This is a genomic window from Priestia endophytica, from assembly GCF_026790145.1.
Classification (GTDB): Bacteria; Bacillota; Bacilli; order Bacillales; family Bacillaceae_H; genus Bacillus_I; species Bacillus_I endophytica_A.
Genome location: NZ_JALAMS010000054.1, coordinates 137915 through 152935, shown reverse-complemented (window position 1 = coordinate 152935; position 15021 = coordinate 137915). Strand labels below are relative to the sequence as shown.

Genomic DNA, 15021 nt, shown 5'->3' with positions numbered 1-15021 from the left:
TGGGCAGACTAATCCTATTTTGTGTCATTTGAAATATCTAATTTCAAATTTTAAAAAATAAGATTAGTTAATCATCGTCCACCCATCACTCCTTGTCATATTATTACTGTAAGTATAGCATACATTTATAAGAGATAAAACCGTGTATTTACTTTTGAGTCATTAGCCGTTTTTATAATGAACGTAGTTACGCAAATATTCTATATTATTACCATATATAAAATACACTATAATGCTTAGAACTTTGCTACATGTTAAGTGTAGCATTTTAAAGGAGCCTTTAGTTTGACTAATCCTACATTATACGCAAAAGAAAATATTCATTTATTGAAGTGGAAAAAATACACCAATGGAGAGCATGCTAAAGCATATCTTCTTCCTCTTATGAAAAGAGATTCTCACTATTCCTTGAAGAAGAGCCTTATTTATTAAATAACAAAGTAATGAAGCAAGGACTAAAGGGTTTGTTATCTTGTTTAGGATTTTTTAAAAAATGGGGAAAGCTGAATAAGGTAATTTATATTAATAACTGGCTTCTTTCTACAAATTTTTATGAATCTTTACCAAGGGTTCAAGTAAAAGATATTGTTTCTTTTCTCTCATTAACTTTTCCAAAACATACGCTTTCCTTTCGTTCTGTTCCTTCTTTCTTTGAGTAGCGTTTTTATAAGATGGTTAAGGACGGTTTATTCTTTTCATAAACTTTAAGCTTGAAAAAAAGACCATCTGGACGGTATAATTGTCAAAGAACAAAAAAGACCGTCTGGACGGTTTTATAGAGGTGATTTTATGACTACAAAATCTGAAGCAAAACGAATGCTTATTTTAAACGCGGCTACAGAGTGGATTCTTGAACATGATTTTCACAATTTAACGCTTGAAGCAGTTGCTAAAAAAGCAGGCATTAGTAAAGGTGGGCTTCTTTATCATTTTCCAAGTAAAGAAGATTTATTAGTTGGCTTGACCCAATCTATTTTTGAGGAATTTACACTGTTGCTGGATGAAAAAGCAGAGAAAGATCCCATTGAAAAAGGAAAATGGTCTAGATCTTACATTGAGCTATCAAGATGGGATCTTGAAAATAACTCAAAGCTTAATGTGGCAGTGGTCGCTCAGTCCCTTTTAAATCCAGAAGCTTCTAAAACAATGGTTAAAAGCTATGAATATGCTCAAGATCGACTGTTAAACGATGGAATAGACCCTGTTATAGGAGCTATTATTCGCCTAACGATAGACGGTCTTTATTATTCACAGTTGCTCGATATTGCTCCAATTGAAAAAGAGTTAAAAAATGAAACGTTTGAAAAATTATATAAAATGACAAAGTAAGGAGGATTCACATGAACGCTATCATTCTTTTAGCTTTTGCGATTATCTGTGAAGTTTTTGGCAGTACAATGCTCAAAAAGTCAGAAGGATTTAAGAAGGTTTTGCCTTCGATAGGAGTTGTAGCAGGAATGGGATCAGCCTTTTACTTTCTCTCTTTAGCCATTCGCACTCTTCCTATAGGAACGGTTTATGCGATATGGGCTGGCGCTGGTACTGCTTTAACTACACTTGTCGGCGTAGTTGTTTTTAAAGATCATTTTAATCTAAAAAAAGGAATCGGATTAGCTTTTATTATCTGTGGTGTTATCGCTTTAAAAATCTCTACAGGTCAAGCTCATTGATTCATAGCGGAGGAGGAATTAGAATGAAAGGATATATTTTTCTAGCTCTATCCATTGTATGCGAGGTCTTTGGAACAAGCATGCTAAAGTTATCTAATGGGTTTACTTTTTTACTTCCCTCCTTTGGGGTTATAGTAGGGTTTGCGCTCGCTTTTTATTTTTTATCTCTTTCTCTCAAATACATTTCACTAAGCCTTGGATATGGCATCTGGGCTGGTGCTGGTACTGCATTAACTACACTTGTTGGCATCATCTTTTTCAAAGACGCAGTTAACAGTAGCACATTTATAAGTTTGGCCGTGATCATCATAGGCGTAGTTTTATTAAACTCTTCTAGTTCTGGTAAGGAAGAAGAAAAGCCATCATCGGCTTAAGATGATGGCTTTTTTAATACTACACTATATCACTGTTTTCCCCTTCTCTCTTGTTGATAAACAAAAGGCGTGATCTTCATCATTTTCTTAAACTGATCAATAAAATAACTCGTACTATTAAAACCTACCGCATACGCCACATTCGTCACACTCGCTTCTTCCTCTAGCAATAAGAGCAGGCTCTTTTGTACCCGATATTCCGTTATATAGCTGATTGGAGTTGTGTGTAAAATTCGTTTGAAATATCGACAGCACTCAGAGCGGCTGAGTTGCCCTGATCTAGCAATATCATCTAATGTAATTTTCTCTTTGTAGTGCTCGTGAATCCAGTTCAACATCCTTTTCATACGCTCATTCTTCAGCGTATTTGTCTTAGGGTGATTTTGTTGAAAAGCATGAGAAACTAAGTTTTTCCATATTGTTGTTAACTGAGTCGCAATATCGATCTCAAAGAAAGGAGCTTTTTCATTCAGAAGCTCTTTAACTTTTAAAATCGATTCTATTATACTTTTCCCCCATGCCTTTGTTCTATCTATAAAAATATACGATAAATGAGGGGCTTTGACATATGGATAACCGTACGTTGTATAAAGCTCTTGGGATAAAAATAAATGCGGAAGTACATTTAAACAAATATAGACGCAGTTTGACCCTTTCTTTTCTTCTGCCATGTGCAAACAGCCGCTGTTTATAAAAAGAGCATTTCCCTCTTTGACAGATGTTTGATTTTCATTAATTTGAAAAACGGCTTCTCCCCTTAGCACAACAACAAGCTGAATTTCTTCATGCCAATGAAGCGGAATATAACCGTTTATATTTTCTCTAATGGTTGTTTCATAGCATGCAATAGGCAATGTCTCTGTACGGTGTTTTGTAATTTCCTTTAAATTTACATCAATCTGAAAACTTCTCTCTTTCAATAAGGTCACCTCAATATTGTTATACTTTTCAATCCTATATCGGTATTCCTAACCTTTTTGTTCTTTTATTATAACAATATCGTGATATAAAGATAGGAGAGATATAATGAACGAACAAAATCGAAAAATAGGGTTATTTCTAGTTATAACAGGAGCTATTTTTTGGGGGATTGGCGGAACGGTCTCTAAGAAAATTTTTCAAGAATATAATATTGATGTGAATTGGCTTGTAGTCATTCGCTTACTTATCGCAGGACTTCTTCTTTTAAGTCTTAAATTTGTGACGCAAAACTCGCGCGAAGTTTTTAAAGTGTGGAAAGATAAAAAAGCAGCTCTTCATCTTATTATCTTTGGACTCTTGGGGATGCTTGGTGTTCAATATACGTATATGGCAGCCATTAATTATGGAAACGCGGCTACTGCAACGCTGCTTCAATATTTATCACCTGTGATGATTATTGTATATCTTCTTTTACGAAAGCGTACCGTTTTCACCATGAATGATATGATAACCGTTTTGCTAGCTCTTTTAGGCTCTTTTCTTTTATTAACAAACGGGTCTCTTTCTCAAATGTATGTCCCTGTTCCAGCTATCGTATGGGGTGTGTTATCTGGAGTTGCCGCTGCTTTTTATACTTTATATGCAGCGCCGCTTTTAAAGAAGTATGATTCTCTTGTTGTGGTAGGATGGGCAATGGGGATAGGTGGAGTTGCTTTAAACTTTATTCATCCTTTATGGGCAGCAGCGTGGACATCCTTCACATTAAAAACTTATTTATATCTAGCTTTTATTATTGTGTTCGGAACAATGATTGCTTTTTGGTTTTATATTAAAAGCTTACAATCTCTCTCTCCAAAAGAAACGAGCCTTTTAGGCAGCTTAGAACCTTTAGCAGCTGTCATCACAACCGTCTTTTGGCTAAAAGAACCGTTTGGAACGTTTCAATGGCTTGGTGCATGTTGCATCATAGGAGTTGTGTTTATTTTAGCTTTTGGAAGCAAAACTCATTCTAAATTAAAAAAATCTCAAACAAAAGTTAGCTCAAAAATTAGCTAACGTAATGCTTCATCACCCAAAGGCACCTTTTAAAAGGTGCCTTTGGATGAATCAATTACTAAATAATAATGACATTCTTCTTCCCTCTCATTAATAAATCGATGCTCTATGTCTCCTTCAAAATAAAAAGAATCTCCTTCTTTTAACTCTTCTAAGAACACACCGTTCCCTAACTCAACCTTTAATGTTCCTTTAGCTACAAATATATATTCTTTTACCCCTTTTTTATGTGATGGAAAAGTTCCCGATTCCGTAAACGGGGGAACAACATTTAAAATAAATTCCACTCCTTTTGAAGGGAGTGATGGCGATAATAAATGTCGCTCAAATCCTGACTGTTCATCACGGTATATAAGACGTTCTTTTTTCCTTATTGTGATCGTTTCCTTTTGTTGTTGCTCTTCAATAAGGAACGATAATGTTGTATGTAATGACTCCGCAATTTGGCAAGCTACTTGAAGCGTTGGGTTTTTTTCTTCTCGCTCAATTTGTGAAAGCATCGAAACGCTCACATTACTTTGCGCAGAAAGCTCTTGAAGGGTCATCTTTTGTTTTTTTCTCATATTTTTTATATTTGTTCCAAAACCCATTTTTATCACACCTTCTACACAATTTTTTCAAAAATAAGGGTAGAAATCAATTATACTATAGTGTAATATTTTATTCTATAGTATAAAAACAGATAGGAAGTGTTATTATGCTCAAGATTATTTTATCTTTTCTTCCCCTTTTTAGTATCTTGTCGCTTCTTTTCTTATTCAAAAAGTCTTCTATTTTCACAGGCGTGTTCACTCTTATTTTAACAGCTCTGCTTGCCCTATCTCCATTCTTTCATAAGAGTCCAACAGCGTTGCTACATCCTATGGTTAAAACTTCTTTAACAACCTTTATGATTCTCTACATTTTATTCTTTGGTATTTTACTTTTTCATCTTATGGAAAAAGCAGGGGCTGTAAAAAAAATCGCATTCTTTATCTCTCTATCAACAAACGACCGAATTTACCAAGTATTAATCTTATCATTAGGACTATCTCCTTTAATAGAATCTGTTAGCGGGTTTGGTCTAGCTATTATTGTAATAGCTCCTATTCTTCTTGCCTTAGGTTTTAATGGTATTCAAGCTTCTCTTCTATCTTTAATTAGCTTATGCGCAATACCTTGGGGAACACTAGCTTTAGGAACGATTATCGGCGCTGAGCTAAGCGATGTAGATTTAGATATGCTTGGTGTAGGAAGTGCCTTGATGTCTTTCCCCCTTTATATCTATTTTGCTATTTTAGTATGTACAATTGCCGCTGGAAAAAGGGAAGTTCTAAAAAGACTACCCGAAATTATTTTTGTTAGCTTAGTTCTCAGTAGTAGTATTTTCGTATGCAATAAGTATATAAGCGTTGAACTTGCAGGCTTATTCGGCTCACTTATTACAATAATTATTGTGTTTTCACTCATTAAACTACGAAATAAAACACCTGATATTTCTTCTACAGAAAAGTTAACGTTTATTAAAAATATAAGCCCTTATCTTTTATTAACTTTTGTTCTTCTCACTTCTAGAATGATTCCTAGTTTTCAAGAAAACTTAAATAGTACCTTTAATATTAAAATGGCAAACTATGATTTTGAGCTTCCATTGTTATATTCTCCAGGTTTCTTTCTTATTTTGAGCTGTATTTTCGCAACCATTCTTTTTAAACTCTCAATACTAAACATCTTAGAAAGTTTAAAATTAAGTGTTGGAAAATGTTTTCCAGTTGTTCTTGCGACATTTCTATTTATCTTCATTTCAGAAATTATGACTGAATCCGGAATGATCCATATTCTTTCAAACTTTGCTGCTTACTCATTTGGAGCATATTTTATTTATCTTTCTCCTTTTATTGGAGCTGTCGGTGGATTTTTAACAGGAAGTAATACAGCTTCAAATACAATGTTTATTAAGTTACAAACCCAAACAGCTGCTGAAATTGGCTCCATGCCCCTTTTAGCAGCCTGTACTCAAAATGTAAGTTCTTCAATGATTACTATGATGAACCCACCTAGAGTTACATTAAGCACTTCTGTGTGCAAAGTTGGAAAACAGGAGAATATCATTCAAAGGAAAATGACTTTCATAATAGGGGGAACGTTAAGTTTTTTAGTTCTTGAAATTTTTCTCTTCTCACTATGTATTTAAAAATACATAGTGAGTTGAAATTATGCCATAGTATGGATTATTTAAAAGTTTAGGAAATAAGGTGTACATTAGTGTGACATACAAGCACTACAGTTTAAAAGATAAGTGAAAAAACCTGCTTGTGAGCAAAGCTGCAGGTTTTTTTGAAAGTTATTTTGTTCCTGTTCTCGTAGAAATTCATTTTTTAATGCTCAAGCAATAGGCGTACCGTTTTTTACAGGCTGATCTGGCTTTAATAAAACCACATCACCTTCTTCAGGTACGCCACCTATAACAAGTACCTCTGACTTAAAACCAGCAATTCGCATAGGAGGAAAATTAACAACAGCAATTACTTGCTGATTTATTAGCAGCTCTGGTTCGTATCTTTTTGTAATTTGTGCTGAAGAGCGTTTAATTCCTATTTCACCAAAATCAATTTCTAATTTAATTGCCGGCTTTCGAGCTTCCAGAAACGGTTCCGCTTTAACAACCGTACCAACGCGAATATCTAAGTTTAAGAAATCTTCGATTGTTGCCATTGCTATGCCTCCAAGATTTAGTTTGTTTTTATTAATTTAACAGAGTATTCCGGATATTTATAAGGTAATAAAGTGAAAAAATCCACTTTTACTGGCTTTCTTCTTTATTGATAATGTCTATATTTGTTTGTTGTAAACAGAATTTAATTCTGTTTCACGGTTTTAATGACAATTCGATCTGTTGTTCCATATGACATCCCAATACGTACTGCTTGTTTTTCTTTCCCACCATATGTCTCATCTTCCGTTACTTCTGTAATTTTTTTTAAAGGAATATGAATTATGGCTAATCCTCATTGAATAACGAATTCTTTTTCTCTCTTTTCGACGTCCATGCCTACTGTGATCAACACCCCTTTTTCCTTATAATTACATTTTAACATATAAAGGGCAAATAAAAAAAGGAAGACTAGAGGGAGATCGTTTTAAGACCTTCTTTCTCTCATAAACCTAACGAAGAATGAAAAAAGATGAACATCAAACTTAGCTTTAATACAAAAAAGACGTTCAAGATAATGTTGAACGTCTTTTTTTATTTAATAAGCAGCTTCTACTCTGCTTGGTTCTTGTAAGCAATCTGAAAGAAGACGATATGCAACAGTGCTTTTCTTATATTGCTTAAAAACGTCCACATGATTGTTATAGCGATAAACTAGAAATGTAACATCCTTGCTTCCTTTTTTCGTCTCAATCACAAGAGGGGTGCCATTTGTTTTAGGAAAGAGATCATAGCGATTTAAAAAAACGGCTTCGTTAAACGAGCGAAGAACCTCGTTTTTGTCTTGCCCTTCTATTTGACTTTCCCCTATACGAATTATTACATCTTTTTCTTCGAGCTTTGGATGAAGCTCGAACTTTCCTACAAGCCGTTCTGCCAGAAAGTTTGGCGGACATGCAATTATTATTTTAACTAAACTAATTACAACTAATGAAATTATAAAAAACCAGGTCACATTAATCATCTCCATTATACTTCAACTACATGTAATATTTACATCTTTTATCTTATCATACAGGCATCCTTTTATCTTTGTCATATTCGTGACATCTCTGCCCTTCCCCCTCAAAGGTAACGTTCATTCATCATGAAACAATCAACTTCTCATAAAAATAAAAGATGAAAAATATACCAATATATAGTAACCTCTTAATAAGACATTTAAAGGAGAAAAATATGATTGAACTAAGCGGAAAGTACAACAAAGCAAAAGTATTCACGACTAACTTAGACAACAAAGCAAGAGAACAAATTGTGGAACTTTGTGATCAAGAGTTTGTGAAAGATAATAAAATCCGCATTATGCCTGATACTCACGCAGGTGCTGGATGCACAATTGGAACAACAATGACAATTGGAGATAAAATTGTTCCTAATTTAGTTGGAGTTGACATTGGTTGTGGGATGGCCGTTGCCAAGTTGAATGTAACAGTGGAGCAAATATCTTATGATCAATTAGATGAAGTGGTCCGCAAACACGTTCCAAGCGGCTTTGCGATGCGTCACAATCCACACGTTTTATCAAATACCATTCCATACGATGAAGTACGAGCTCCAATTAATGTTCATCGGGCAAAATACAGTATTGGGACGTTAGGCGGAGGTAATCATTTTGTTGAACTTAATCAAAGTAAACATGGTGATGTTTACCTTGTCATTCACTCTGGCTCCCGCAATCTCGGAAGACAAATCGCCGATCACTACCAAAATCTAGCATATGAAAGATTAACAGATTTAAGCGAACAGAAAAGAGAGCTTGTTGAGAAACTAAAGAAAGAAGGCAGGCATGCTGAAATTCAAGATGCTTTAAAAGCAGTCGCGACCCCAAACATCAGAAAAGCACTCGCTTATCTAGAAGGTCAAGGATTTGAAGATTATATGCATGACATGAAGATTGCCCAGAACTACGCCCTTTACAACCGTCGCGCTATGATTGAGGAAATCGTTCATCATATGAAGTGGAACATCACCGAGCGATTTGATACGATTCATAACTATATTGATATGGACAATATGATTCTCAGAAAAGGAGCCATTTCCGCTCGAAAAGATGAGAAAGTCATTGTGCCAATGAATATGCGCGATGGAAGTATACTTGCGTATGGAAAAGGAAATCCAGACTGGAACTACTCTGGTCCTCACGGCGCTGGAAGACTGATGTCGCGTACAAAAGCAAAACAAGTCGTGCCTTTTGAAGACTATAAATCAACAATGAAGAATGTCTGGTCAACATCTGTTGTGGAATCTACGCTAGATGAAAGTCCAATGGCATATAAGTCCATGGAAGAAATTATCGAGCATACAAAAGACGCGCTTACCATTGAAGAAGTAATTAAACCGCTTTATAATTTTAAAGCACATTAAAGAATAAACATCTAAAAAAAGGAGACTAGCATTCTAGTCTCCTTTTCCCCTTTAATTCATATATGTTCCACCATTAATATTAATAGTCTCTCCTGTAATAAAGTCAGCCATATCTGAAGCTAGAAACAATACGCTATCTGCAACGTTTTGCGGTTTCCCTAATTTTTGAAGTGGAATGCGTCCTGTTACAGATTGACGATATTCCTCTGTCCATTGACTGCTCATATCTGTCTCAACAGGACCTGGACATACGGCATTAACATAAATATTGTAAGGGGACATTTCTAACGCAAGGTGCATCGTTAAATAGTTTACTGCTGCTTTGGACGCTCCATAAGACGGTGCCGCATTTTTATGCGCTGTTTTTGCCGTTGTTGAGCTAACGTTTACAATTTTCCCTCCGTTTTGTTCCATCATATGAGGTAAAACCTCTTTGCAAAAATAGAGCGTACCATTTAAGTTTACGTCAAGCACTCGCTGCCAATCTTCAAGTTCTATTTCGAGCGTAGATGTTCTCATATTCATCCCTGCATTATTGACTAAAATATCTATTCGACTAAACCTATGAATAGCTACTTTGACAACTTCTTGAGCTACATGTGGATCTGCTACGTCTCCCGCTTTTACAATACATTCTCTTCCTAATGATCGGATTTCATTTGCCAAATTTTCAAGAAGTTCAACATTTGTTCCATGAATAATAAGAGAAGCTCCTTGTTTAGCAAGCGTTAAGGCAATGGACTTCCCAATTCCACGACTCGCTCCTGTTACAATCGCTATCTTATTTTCTAGCAGCATCGCAAGTTCCTCCACTTATCGTTTAATTTCTTCTTCAGTAAGTTGAACATACTTGATCGTTTGCCTAAAATACGTAAACGCAATATGAAGATCTCCATCACTACCTTGCTTAATCGATGGATAAGAATATTCTCGGTTAAGCTTATCCTTTGAATTATTCGTCATTGCATAGCCGTCTCCAATTTCAATATCTTTCACAAATGGCCACGTCACACCGTTGTCTTCTGAAATAGCAACTGTCATCGGAGCACGAGGAGCTCCCCAGAACGCTTCTCTCTCTCCACTATCCTCTACCGCTTCTGTCACTACATTTTCTTCACTTTCTTCATCCTCAATATCATCGTAAAGAGACGCTCTTCGTTCAGTGCAATTTTCAGCATTCATATTGTTGAAAACAAGAGCTAAATGACCATTTGTTAACTTTGTAAACTGAATTGAAGAATTGTTGTTTGGCAGTTCTGTTGCTTTAGGCTCACTCCATGTTCTTCCATTATCAGTTGAATAGCTGCTGTAAATATAATCTGCCCACCTGCTTCGAAATAGGGCTAAAAGCGTTCCATCATCAAGCTTCTCAATATTCATATGAACACATCCAGTGCTGTTTGGTACTTCGTATTCTTCCCATGTGTTCCCTTCATCTTTTGAAATTTTTACAGCACTTGTATCTCTATGCCCTGTCCACTTCCTCCCTTTCGTTGTATGACAATAAAACACAGGAAGAAGCCATTCACCATTATCTAACACAACAATTGGCTGACGAATAAATGTCCCTGCTTGATTAAATAGCGTTTTAATAGGGCCAAATGAATACCCATTATCTTCTGAGATGCGGTAGCGTACAATAGCTGTATCTTGATTTCCCGACTTTTGTGCTGTATACAATAACCATATCTTCTCGTCTGGAGCTTTAAACAACACAGGATTTTGTTCTGAACGAGTTGGATCATCTGATACTTTAACTGCTTTGCTCCATGAACTTTCTCCTTTTTTTAACCGAGACATATAAATATGAATGTCCGGAATTCCTTCTTGTGTTCCTGCAAACCATGTGCATAGTAGATCTCCATTGTCTAAAACAAGCAAGTTTGCTGCATGATTTTGAATGCAATCAGAAGGTAAATAGGATTCTGTTCTTTTTAACCCTTCTGTTACCTCTTTTAATTTTCCATCTGAAGTAATGGTTGTTTGATTACTCATGTCTTAACACTCCCTTTGATTTATTTAAACTTTCGCACTCTTTAATTCTGAACTTTCAGATATTTTTCGTTTTTTATTTCCTCCGATGTAGCGATCAATCACCATCACGATAAATGGTGTGATAACAGCAATATACATATTATCAATACCGTATGGATCTCCAAGTAAGTACCATACGGAAGTTAATATACCTGACAAACCAAGACCAATCGTTGCCCCTCGATTCGTGCTGAAAAACGGAAGGTAAAATCCCATAGCAGCTACAACAGCAATAGATGTTCTTAATGCACGAGTGAAAAATGACAAACTTAGCAATTCTGGAGCTAATACAACCCCAATTAAAGGCACAAAACCAACCACAATAGAAGCAATACGCGTTACTTTCATAAGTTTTTCAGGAGATGGTTTTGCTTTTGGAGCATAAAAGTCATCGATAATTAGTGTTGTTGTTGCAAGAGCAACAGTTGATACTCCTACAAAAATAGAAGCGACTAGAGATGTTGCGACAATAGCTGTTAAGACAGGATTCATATGTTCTAAAAATACTGGAAAAGCATAGATAGGGTCAATATCCGGATACAAATAGCGGGCACAAACTCCGATAATTCCAATCGCAATCGCTAATGGTAAGCATAACAATGCAGCATACAAACTTGATCTTTTCGCTTCTTTTGCACTTTTGGATGAAGTGATCGCTTGGATGATAAACTGCGTGGAAAAAATAGCACCCATATTTCCAATAAGCCAAGCAAAAATCGTTGCACCACCAATTGTTCCATCCCATGTAAAATAGTGTGTTGGAAGCTCTGCTGCTACAGGCTTAAATCCACCGCATAAGTAAACGGCTACCACTACCGTGATCATAATTCCCGCATATTTTACGAGTGAGTGAAGAATGGTAACCCATGCTACGCCTTTCATTCCTCCAAAAGTGAAGTAAAATGTACTTACAACTGCTGTAATAATAGCACAAGTCATAAGCGGTAATCCTAATATAGAAGCAATAGCTGCTGAACCACTTAAATAGTTTCCTAGATTCACAAGAAGAAGTGCTACAATCATAATAACGGATACTACCATCTTTGTTGACTTTCCAAACTTTTGTTCAATAATGCCTGAAATTGTATACTTTCCAGTACCATAAAATTTATTGACAAGAAAGAAAGAAAAAAGGAAAAAGGCAATTGTTACAGTAATCAGTGACCAAGAAGAAGCAATTCCGTTTGTAAATGATGATTCTGCTGTCCCTACTGTAGACTTTGTTCCAATGAACTCTGACATTAATAGAATTCCAACAACAATCGCTGGCAGTGATTTTGCTGCATTGTTGAATTCAGCACTCGATTTACTTCGCAACCTCATTGTTAGCCATGTTGTAAATAATATATATACGACAATAACACCTAGTACAAAAGTTAAACTACCCGGATTTAACGTTTCCATCCTCCGCATCCCCCTATAAGGATCTTTCCCAGCTTTTAGATCCTTGTTTTATAAATCACTTTGCAATTCTATCTACCCTACAAAAAGATAACGCTTACATGTATGCTCCTAAAGGAGAAGGCCTTAAAAGCCTTCACTTCCTTATGCTATTTCACCGCTTCTTTTGGAGCTAATTCCGCCGCTGAAGCAATAGCTGCCAGCATACTACGTTCATCAACAACCCCAGTTCCTGCAATGTCAAAAGCTGTACCATGATCAACTGATGTTCGGATAATTCCCCCGTTTAGCCCAACTGTAATATTAACTCCTTCTTCAAGTCCTAATACTTTGATCGGCACATGCCCTTGATCATGATAGCAAGCAATCACAATATCAAAATCTCCTCGAACCGCTCGGAAAAAGAGGGTATCAGCCGGATATGGGCCTGTAACATTCATTCCTTCGTTCGCTGCTTTTTCAATAGCAGGAACAAGCTTTTCTTCCTCTTCTCCTTCACCAAAGAGGCCATTTTCGCCAGCATGAGGATTAATCCCGCAAACAGCGATCTTCGGAGCACTGTGCCCAGCTCTGCATAATGTTTCATGCGCTAATTTCACCACTGTATACGTTCTTTCCGGATTAATTAAATCAATCGCTTTTCTTAATCCAACGTGAGTTGTAAGGTGAATCACTTTTAGTTTTGGCGATGATAACATCATGGAGTAGCTTTTTGTATCTGTCAGTTCTGCTAAAATTTCAGTGTGACCAGGATACGAATAACCACCTTTATGGAGCGCTTCTTTATTTAACGGTGCTGTGCAGATAGCGTGAATCGCTTTCTCTTTGGCTAGATGAATGGCTTTTTCAATAAATTTGAATGCAGCGCTTCCTGCCTCAGGTGAAACTTCCCCAAATGGTAAATTCTCTGGAAGAAGATCAAGACTAAGGCAATTTATCACACCATGAATGAATTTCCCTTCCTTAACATCATGAATCTCATGTATATCTGTAGAAGACTCCAGCAATTCTGCGGCTCTTTTCAATATTTTTGCATCGCCAATAACAACCGGATCACACATTTCATAAACAGAAGAATGAGCAAGTGCTTTGATGATGACTTCAGGTCCTACCCCTGCTCCATCTCCCATCGTAATTCCAATAATAGGTTTCATAATAGCCTCCTCAAGCTTCAAATTTTAAACCGTTTTATGATTTAAAACATCTAAACGATCGCTTTTTCTCCCTTGCAGTTTATAAAGCGATTTCACCATTGCTAGTTCAGTTCCAAAGCTGCCTGCTTTTGTAACGGCAAAAATCTCTTGATTATCAAGCTTTCCGAGTGGAATCCCAGCTTCCACCTCATCCATAAGTTGAAAGGAGTTTGCGTTTAACCTTTCTAATACTTGCTGAGCGGTATCTCCTCCTGTAAGAAAAAGGTTCTTAAGATCGTAAACTTCTATAAGTTTACGCGAAACGTCTCCAAGCATAGCTGAAATTTCGTTGCTTACCCTAACAGCACTATAACCGTATTTCCTTCCCATTTCTTGTGTTTCTTTCACTTTTGCAGACGAGAACAATGCAACATTTTTCCCGTATTGAAAAGCTTCGCCAGCTTCAGTTAGAATACGATGAATTTCTTTTCTCAACCCTTCCTTTGTCTCTAGCATATTTTTAGGATTTATTTCTAAGCCAACTGTATTTGTTCTAGCTTGGAGTGTCTGCAGCTGATTTCTACCAACTTTACTTACGCTTCCTACAACGAATAAAACTGGATTATTATTATAAGTAAGCTGAAGCTGGTCTCTTTTTTTTTGTAATCCGTAAAGAGGTGGTAAGTAGTGAATAAGCCCTGTCGATCCGACCCAAACAACCGAAAGATCTGTTTGGGCAATGGCTGTGACAAGAGAGTTTAAATCTCTTTCTTCAATCGCATCAACTGTTATATATGAAATTCCTTGTTCTTTAAATTGGGCAAGCTTCTTACTCACATTTTCGCTGCCGATTCGCAAGTCTTTATAAAAAAGGTGACCAACCTTTCGTTTAGCTTGTTGTTCAATTAAATGTGAAATTTCCGACTCTCTTACAGGAGTTTTAGGATCATTTGCTACTTCTGTTTCGTGAAGCTCCTTTTGATGAAGAAAGTGAATACCATCTACAACTTGACGTCCTTCTTTAGGAAAAGCGGGTGAAATTAACACAAAATCAGGACAAAAAACATCCGCAACAGCATTGATTTCTTGCCCGATGTTCCCCCTCATTGTGGAATCAATTTTTTTGTATACAATATCAAATGGTTGCTTTTGAACCCACTTCGCTACTTTTTTCACTCTTTTATAGGCTTCATTTTCAGCTAAAGCACGGCTATCTGTATTAAAGATAACAGCTTGATTTTCTTGCACTTTTTCATGATATTTTTGCAAAACAACAGATACATCAAGCCCATATTGGACTAGCTGACCTCCGCAATCACTTGCTCCAGTTAAATCATCAGAAATTACGGATATTCTCATCAATCATCATCACCTTT

General features: G+C 36.2%; 16 protein-coding genes. 6 read left to right on the top strand and 10 right to left on the bottom strand.

What is annotated here, in order from left to right; all coding sequences use genetic code 11:
• The first annotated feature begins 789 nt into the window (after positions 1-789).
• From MOC86_RS25520 to MOC86_RS25510, 3 genes are read left to right on the top strand one after another with little or no spacing between them, the layout of a single operon-like run.
• Positions 790-1329, top strand: a complete 540-nt coding sequence (locus MOC86_RS25520; RefSeq protein ID WP_268586699.1) for a TetR/AcrR family transcriptional regulator — start codon at positions 790-792, stop codon at positions 1327-1329.
• Between the two features lie 11 nt (positions 1330-1340).
• Positions 1341-1670: a DMT family transporter gene (locus MOC86_RS25515; protein WP_268586698.1), complete on the top strand. Its 330-nt coding sequence runs from the start codon at positions 1341-1343 to the stop codon at positions 1668-1670.
• Between the two features lie 23 nt (positions 1671-1693).
• A complete protein-coding gene (locus tag MOC86_RS25510) occupies positions 1694-2044 on the top strand; it encodes a DMT family transporter (protein WP_268586697.1) in 351 nt (116 codons plus the stop codon).
• Between the two features lie 29 nt (positions 2045-2073).
• Here the strand turns inward: MOC86_RS25510 and MOC86_RS25505 are convergent, their stop codons facing one another.
• The gene (locus tag MOC86_RS25505) at positions 2074-2964 is read right to left on the bottom strand and encodes an AraC family transcriptional regulator (RefSeq protein WP_268586696.1); all 891 of its coding nucleotides are present in this window, start codon (positions 2962-2964) and stop codon (positions 2074-2076) included.
• A gap of 106 nt (positions 2965-3070) precedes the next feature.
• Between MOC86_RS25505 and MOC86_RS25500 the strand changes: the two genes are divergently transcribed.
• Positions 3071-4021 (top strand): DMT family transporter, encoded by a 951-nt coding sequence (locus tag MOC86_RS25500; protein WP_268586695.1) that lies wholly within the window; start codon positions 3071-3073, stop codon positions 4019-4021.
• Between the two features lie 29 nt (positions 4022-4050).
• Here MOC86_RS25500 and MOC86_RS25495 read toward each other — a convergent pair whose 3' ends face one another.
• Positions 4051-4611, bottom strand: coding sequence for a helix-turn-helix domain-containing protein (locus tag MOC86_RS25495; protein WP_243519996.1), 561 nt, complete (start codon positions 4609-4611; stop codon positions 4051-4053).
• A 107-nt stretch (positions 4612-4718) separates the two neighbouring features.
• Here MOC86_RS25495 and MOC86_RS25490 point away from each other — a divergent pair, with 107 nt between their 5' ends.
• On the top strand, positions 4719-6194 hold the full coding sequence (locus MOC86_RS25490; RefSeq protein WP_268586694.1) for an L-lactate permease: 1476 nt from the start codon (positions 4719-4721) through the stop codon (positions 6192-6194).
• Positions 6195-6385: 191 nt separating this feature from the next.
• Here MOC86_RS25490 and csaA read toward each other — a convergent pair whose 3' ends face one another.
• From csaA to MOC86_RS25480, 3 genes are all read right to left on the bottom strand, one after another.
• The gene (gene csaA, locus MOC86_RS25485) at positions 6386-6715 is read right to left on the bottom strand and encodes a chaperone CsaA (RefSeq protein WP_243519993.1); all 330 of its coding nucleotides are present in this window, start codon (positions 6713-6715) and stop codon (positions 6386-6388) included.
• Positions 6716-6858: 143 nt separating this feature from the next.
• Positions 6859-6999 (bottom strand): hypothetical protein, encoded by a 141-nt coding sequence (locus MOC86_RS27570; protein ID WP_419146688.1) that lies wholly within the window; start codon positions 6997-6999, stop codon positions 6859-6861.
• Positions 7000-7251: 252 nt separating this feature from the next.
• The gene (locus MOC86_RS25480; RefSeq protein WP_419146686.1) at positions 7252-7668 is read right to left on the bottom strand and encodes a YfmQ family protein; all 417 of its coding nucleotides are present in this window, start codon (positions 7666-7668) and stop codon (positions 7252-7254) included.
• A 221-nt stretch (positions 7669-7889) separates the two neighbouring features.
• Here MOC86_RS25480 and MOC86_RS25475 point away from each other — a divergent pair, with 221 nt between their 5' ends.
• Positions 7890-9077, top strand: a complete 1188-nt coding sequence (locus MOC86_RS25475) for an RtcB family protein (RefSeq protein WP_268586693.1) — start codon at positions 7890-7892, stop codon at positions 9075-9077.
• 51 nt (positions 9078-9128) lie between these two features.
• On the opposite strand, the gene MOC86_RS25470 is transcribed toward MOC86_RS25475, so the two are convergent.
• The 5 genes from MOC86_RS25470 to MOC86_RS25450 all read right to left on the bottom strand — a co-directional run bounded on the left by MOC86_RS25470 (position 9129) and on the right by MOC86_RS25450 (position 15004).
• Positions 9129-9875, bottom strand: coding sequence for an SDR family NAD(P)-dependent oxidoreductase (locus MOC86_RS25470; RefSeq protein WP_268586692.1), 747 nt, complete (start codon positions 9873-9875; stop codon positions 9129-9131).
• 15 nt (positions 9876-9890) lie between these two features.
• Positions 9891-11072: a sialidase family protein gene (locus tag MOC86_RS25465; protein ID WP_268586691.1), complete on the bottom strand. Its 1182-nt coding sequence runs from the start codon at positions 11070-11072 to the stop codon at positions 9891-9893.
• 24 nt (positions 11073-11096) lie between these two features.
• On the bottom strand, positions 11097-12515 hold the full coding sequence (locus MOC86_RS25460; RefSeq protein WP_268586690.1) for a sodium:solute symporter family protein: 1419 nt from the start codon (positions 12513-12515) through the stop codon (positions 11097-11099).
• 146 nt (positions 12516-12661) lie between these two features.
• Positions 12662-13666: a 4-hydroxythreonine-4-phosphate dehydrogenase PdxA gene (pdxA, locus tag MOC86_RS25455; protein ID WP_268586689.1), complete on the bottom strand. Its 1005-nt coding sequence runs from the start codon at positions 13664-13666 to the stop codon at positions 12662-12664.
• A gap of 24 nt (positions 13667-13690) precedes the next feature.
• Positions 13691-15004, bottom strand: a complete 1314-nt coding sequence (locus MOC86_RS25450) for a four-carbon acid sugar kinase family protein (RefSeq protein WP_268586688.1) — start codon at positions 15002-15004, stop codon at positions 13691-13693.
• Between the last annotated feature and the right edge of the window lie 17 nt (positions 15005-15021).

What these genes read in the sequence shown, in the direction of transcription:
- MOC86_RS25470 (WP_268586692.1), bottom strand. Translation starts at nt 9,875, where the DNA reads ATGCTGCTAGAAAATAAGATAGCGATTGTAACAGGAGCGAGTCGTGGA.
- csaA (WP_243519993.1), bottom strand. Translation starts at nt 6,715, where the DNA reads ATGGCAACAATCGAAGATTTCTTAAACTTAGATATTCGCGTTGGTACG.
- MOC86_RS25520 (WP_268586699.1), top strand. Translation starts at nt 790, where the DNA reads ATGACTACAAAATCTGAAGCAAAACGAATGCTTATTTTAAACGCGGCT.
- MOC86_RS25475 (WP_268586693.1), top strand. Translation starts at nt 7,890, where the DNA reads ATGATTGAACTAAGCGGAAAGTACAACAAAGCAAAAGTATTCACGACT.
- MOC86_RS25465 (WP_268586691.1), bottom strand. Translation starts at nt 11,072, where the DNA reads ATGAGTAATCAAACAACCATTACTTCAGATGGAAAATTAAAAGAGGTA.
- MOC86_RS25500 (WP_268586695.1), top strand. Translation starts at nt 3,071, where the DNA reads ATGAACGAACAAAATCGAAAAATAGGGTTATTTCTAGTTATAACAGGA.
- MOC86_RS25490 (WP_268586694.1), top strand. Translation starts at nt 4,719, where the DNA reads ATGCTCAAGATTATTTTATCTTTTCTTCCCCTTTTTAGTATCTTGTCG.
- MOC86_RS25510 (WP_268586697.1), top strand. Translation starts at nt 1,694, where the DNA reads ATGAAAGGATATATTTTTCTAGCTCTATCCATTGTATGCGAGGTCTTT.
- MOC86_RS25515 (WP_268586698.1), top strand. Translation starts at nt 1,341, where the DNA reads ATGAACGCTATCATTCTTTTAGCTTTTGCGATTATCTGTGAAGTTTTT.
- MOC86_RS25495 (WP_243519996.1), bottom strand. Translation starts at nt 4,611, where the DNA reads ATGGGTTTTGGAACAAATATAAAAAATATGAGAAAAAAACAAAAGATG.
- pdxA (WP_268586689.1), bottom strand. Translation starts at nt 13,666, where the DNA reads ATGAAACCTATTATTGGAATTACGATGGGAGATGGAGCAGGGGTAGGA.
- MOC86_RS25460 (WP_268586690.1), bottom strand. Translation starts at nt 12,515, where the DNA reads ATGGAAACGTTAAATCCGGGTAGTTTAACTTTTGTACTAGGTGTTATT.
- MOC86_RS25450 (WP_268586688.1), bottom strand. Translation starts at nt 15,004, where the DNA reads ATGAGAATATCCGTAATTTCTGATGATTTAACTGGAGCAAGTGATTGC.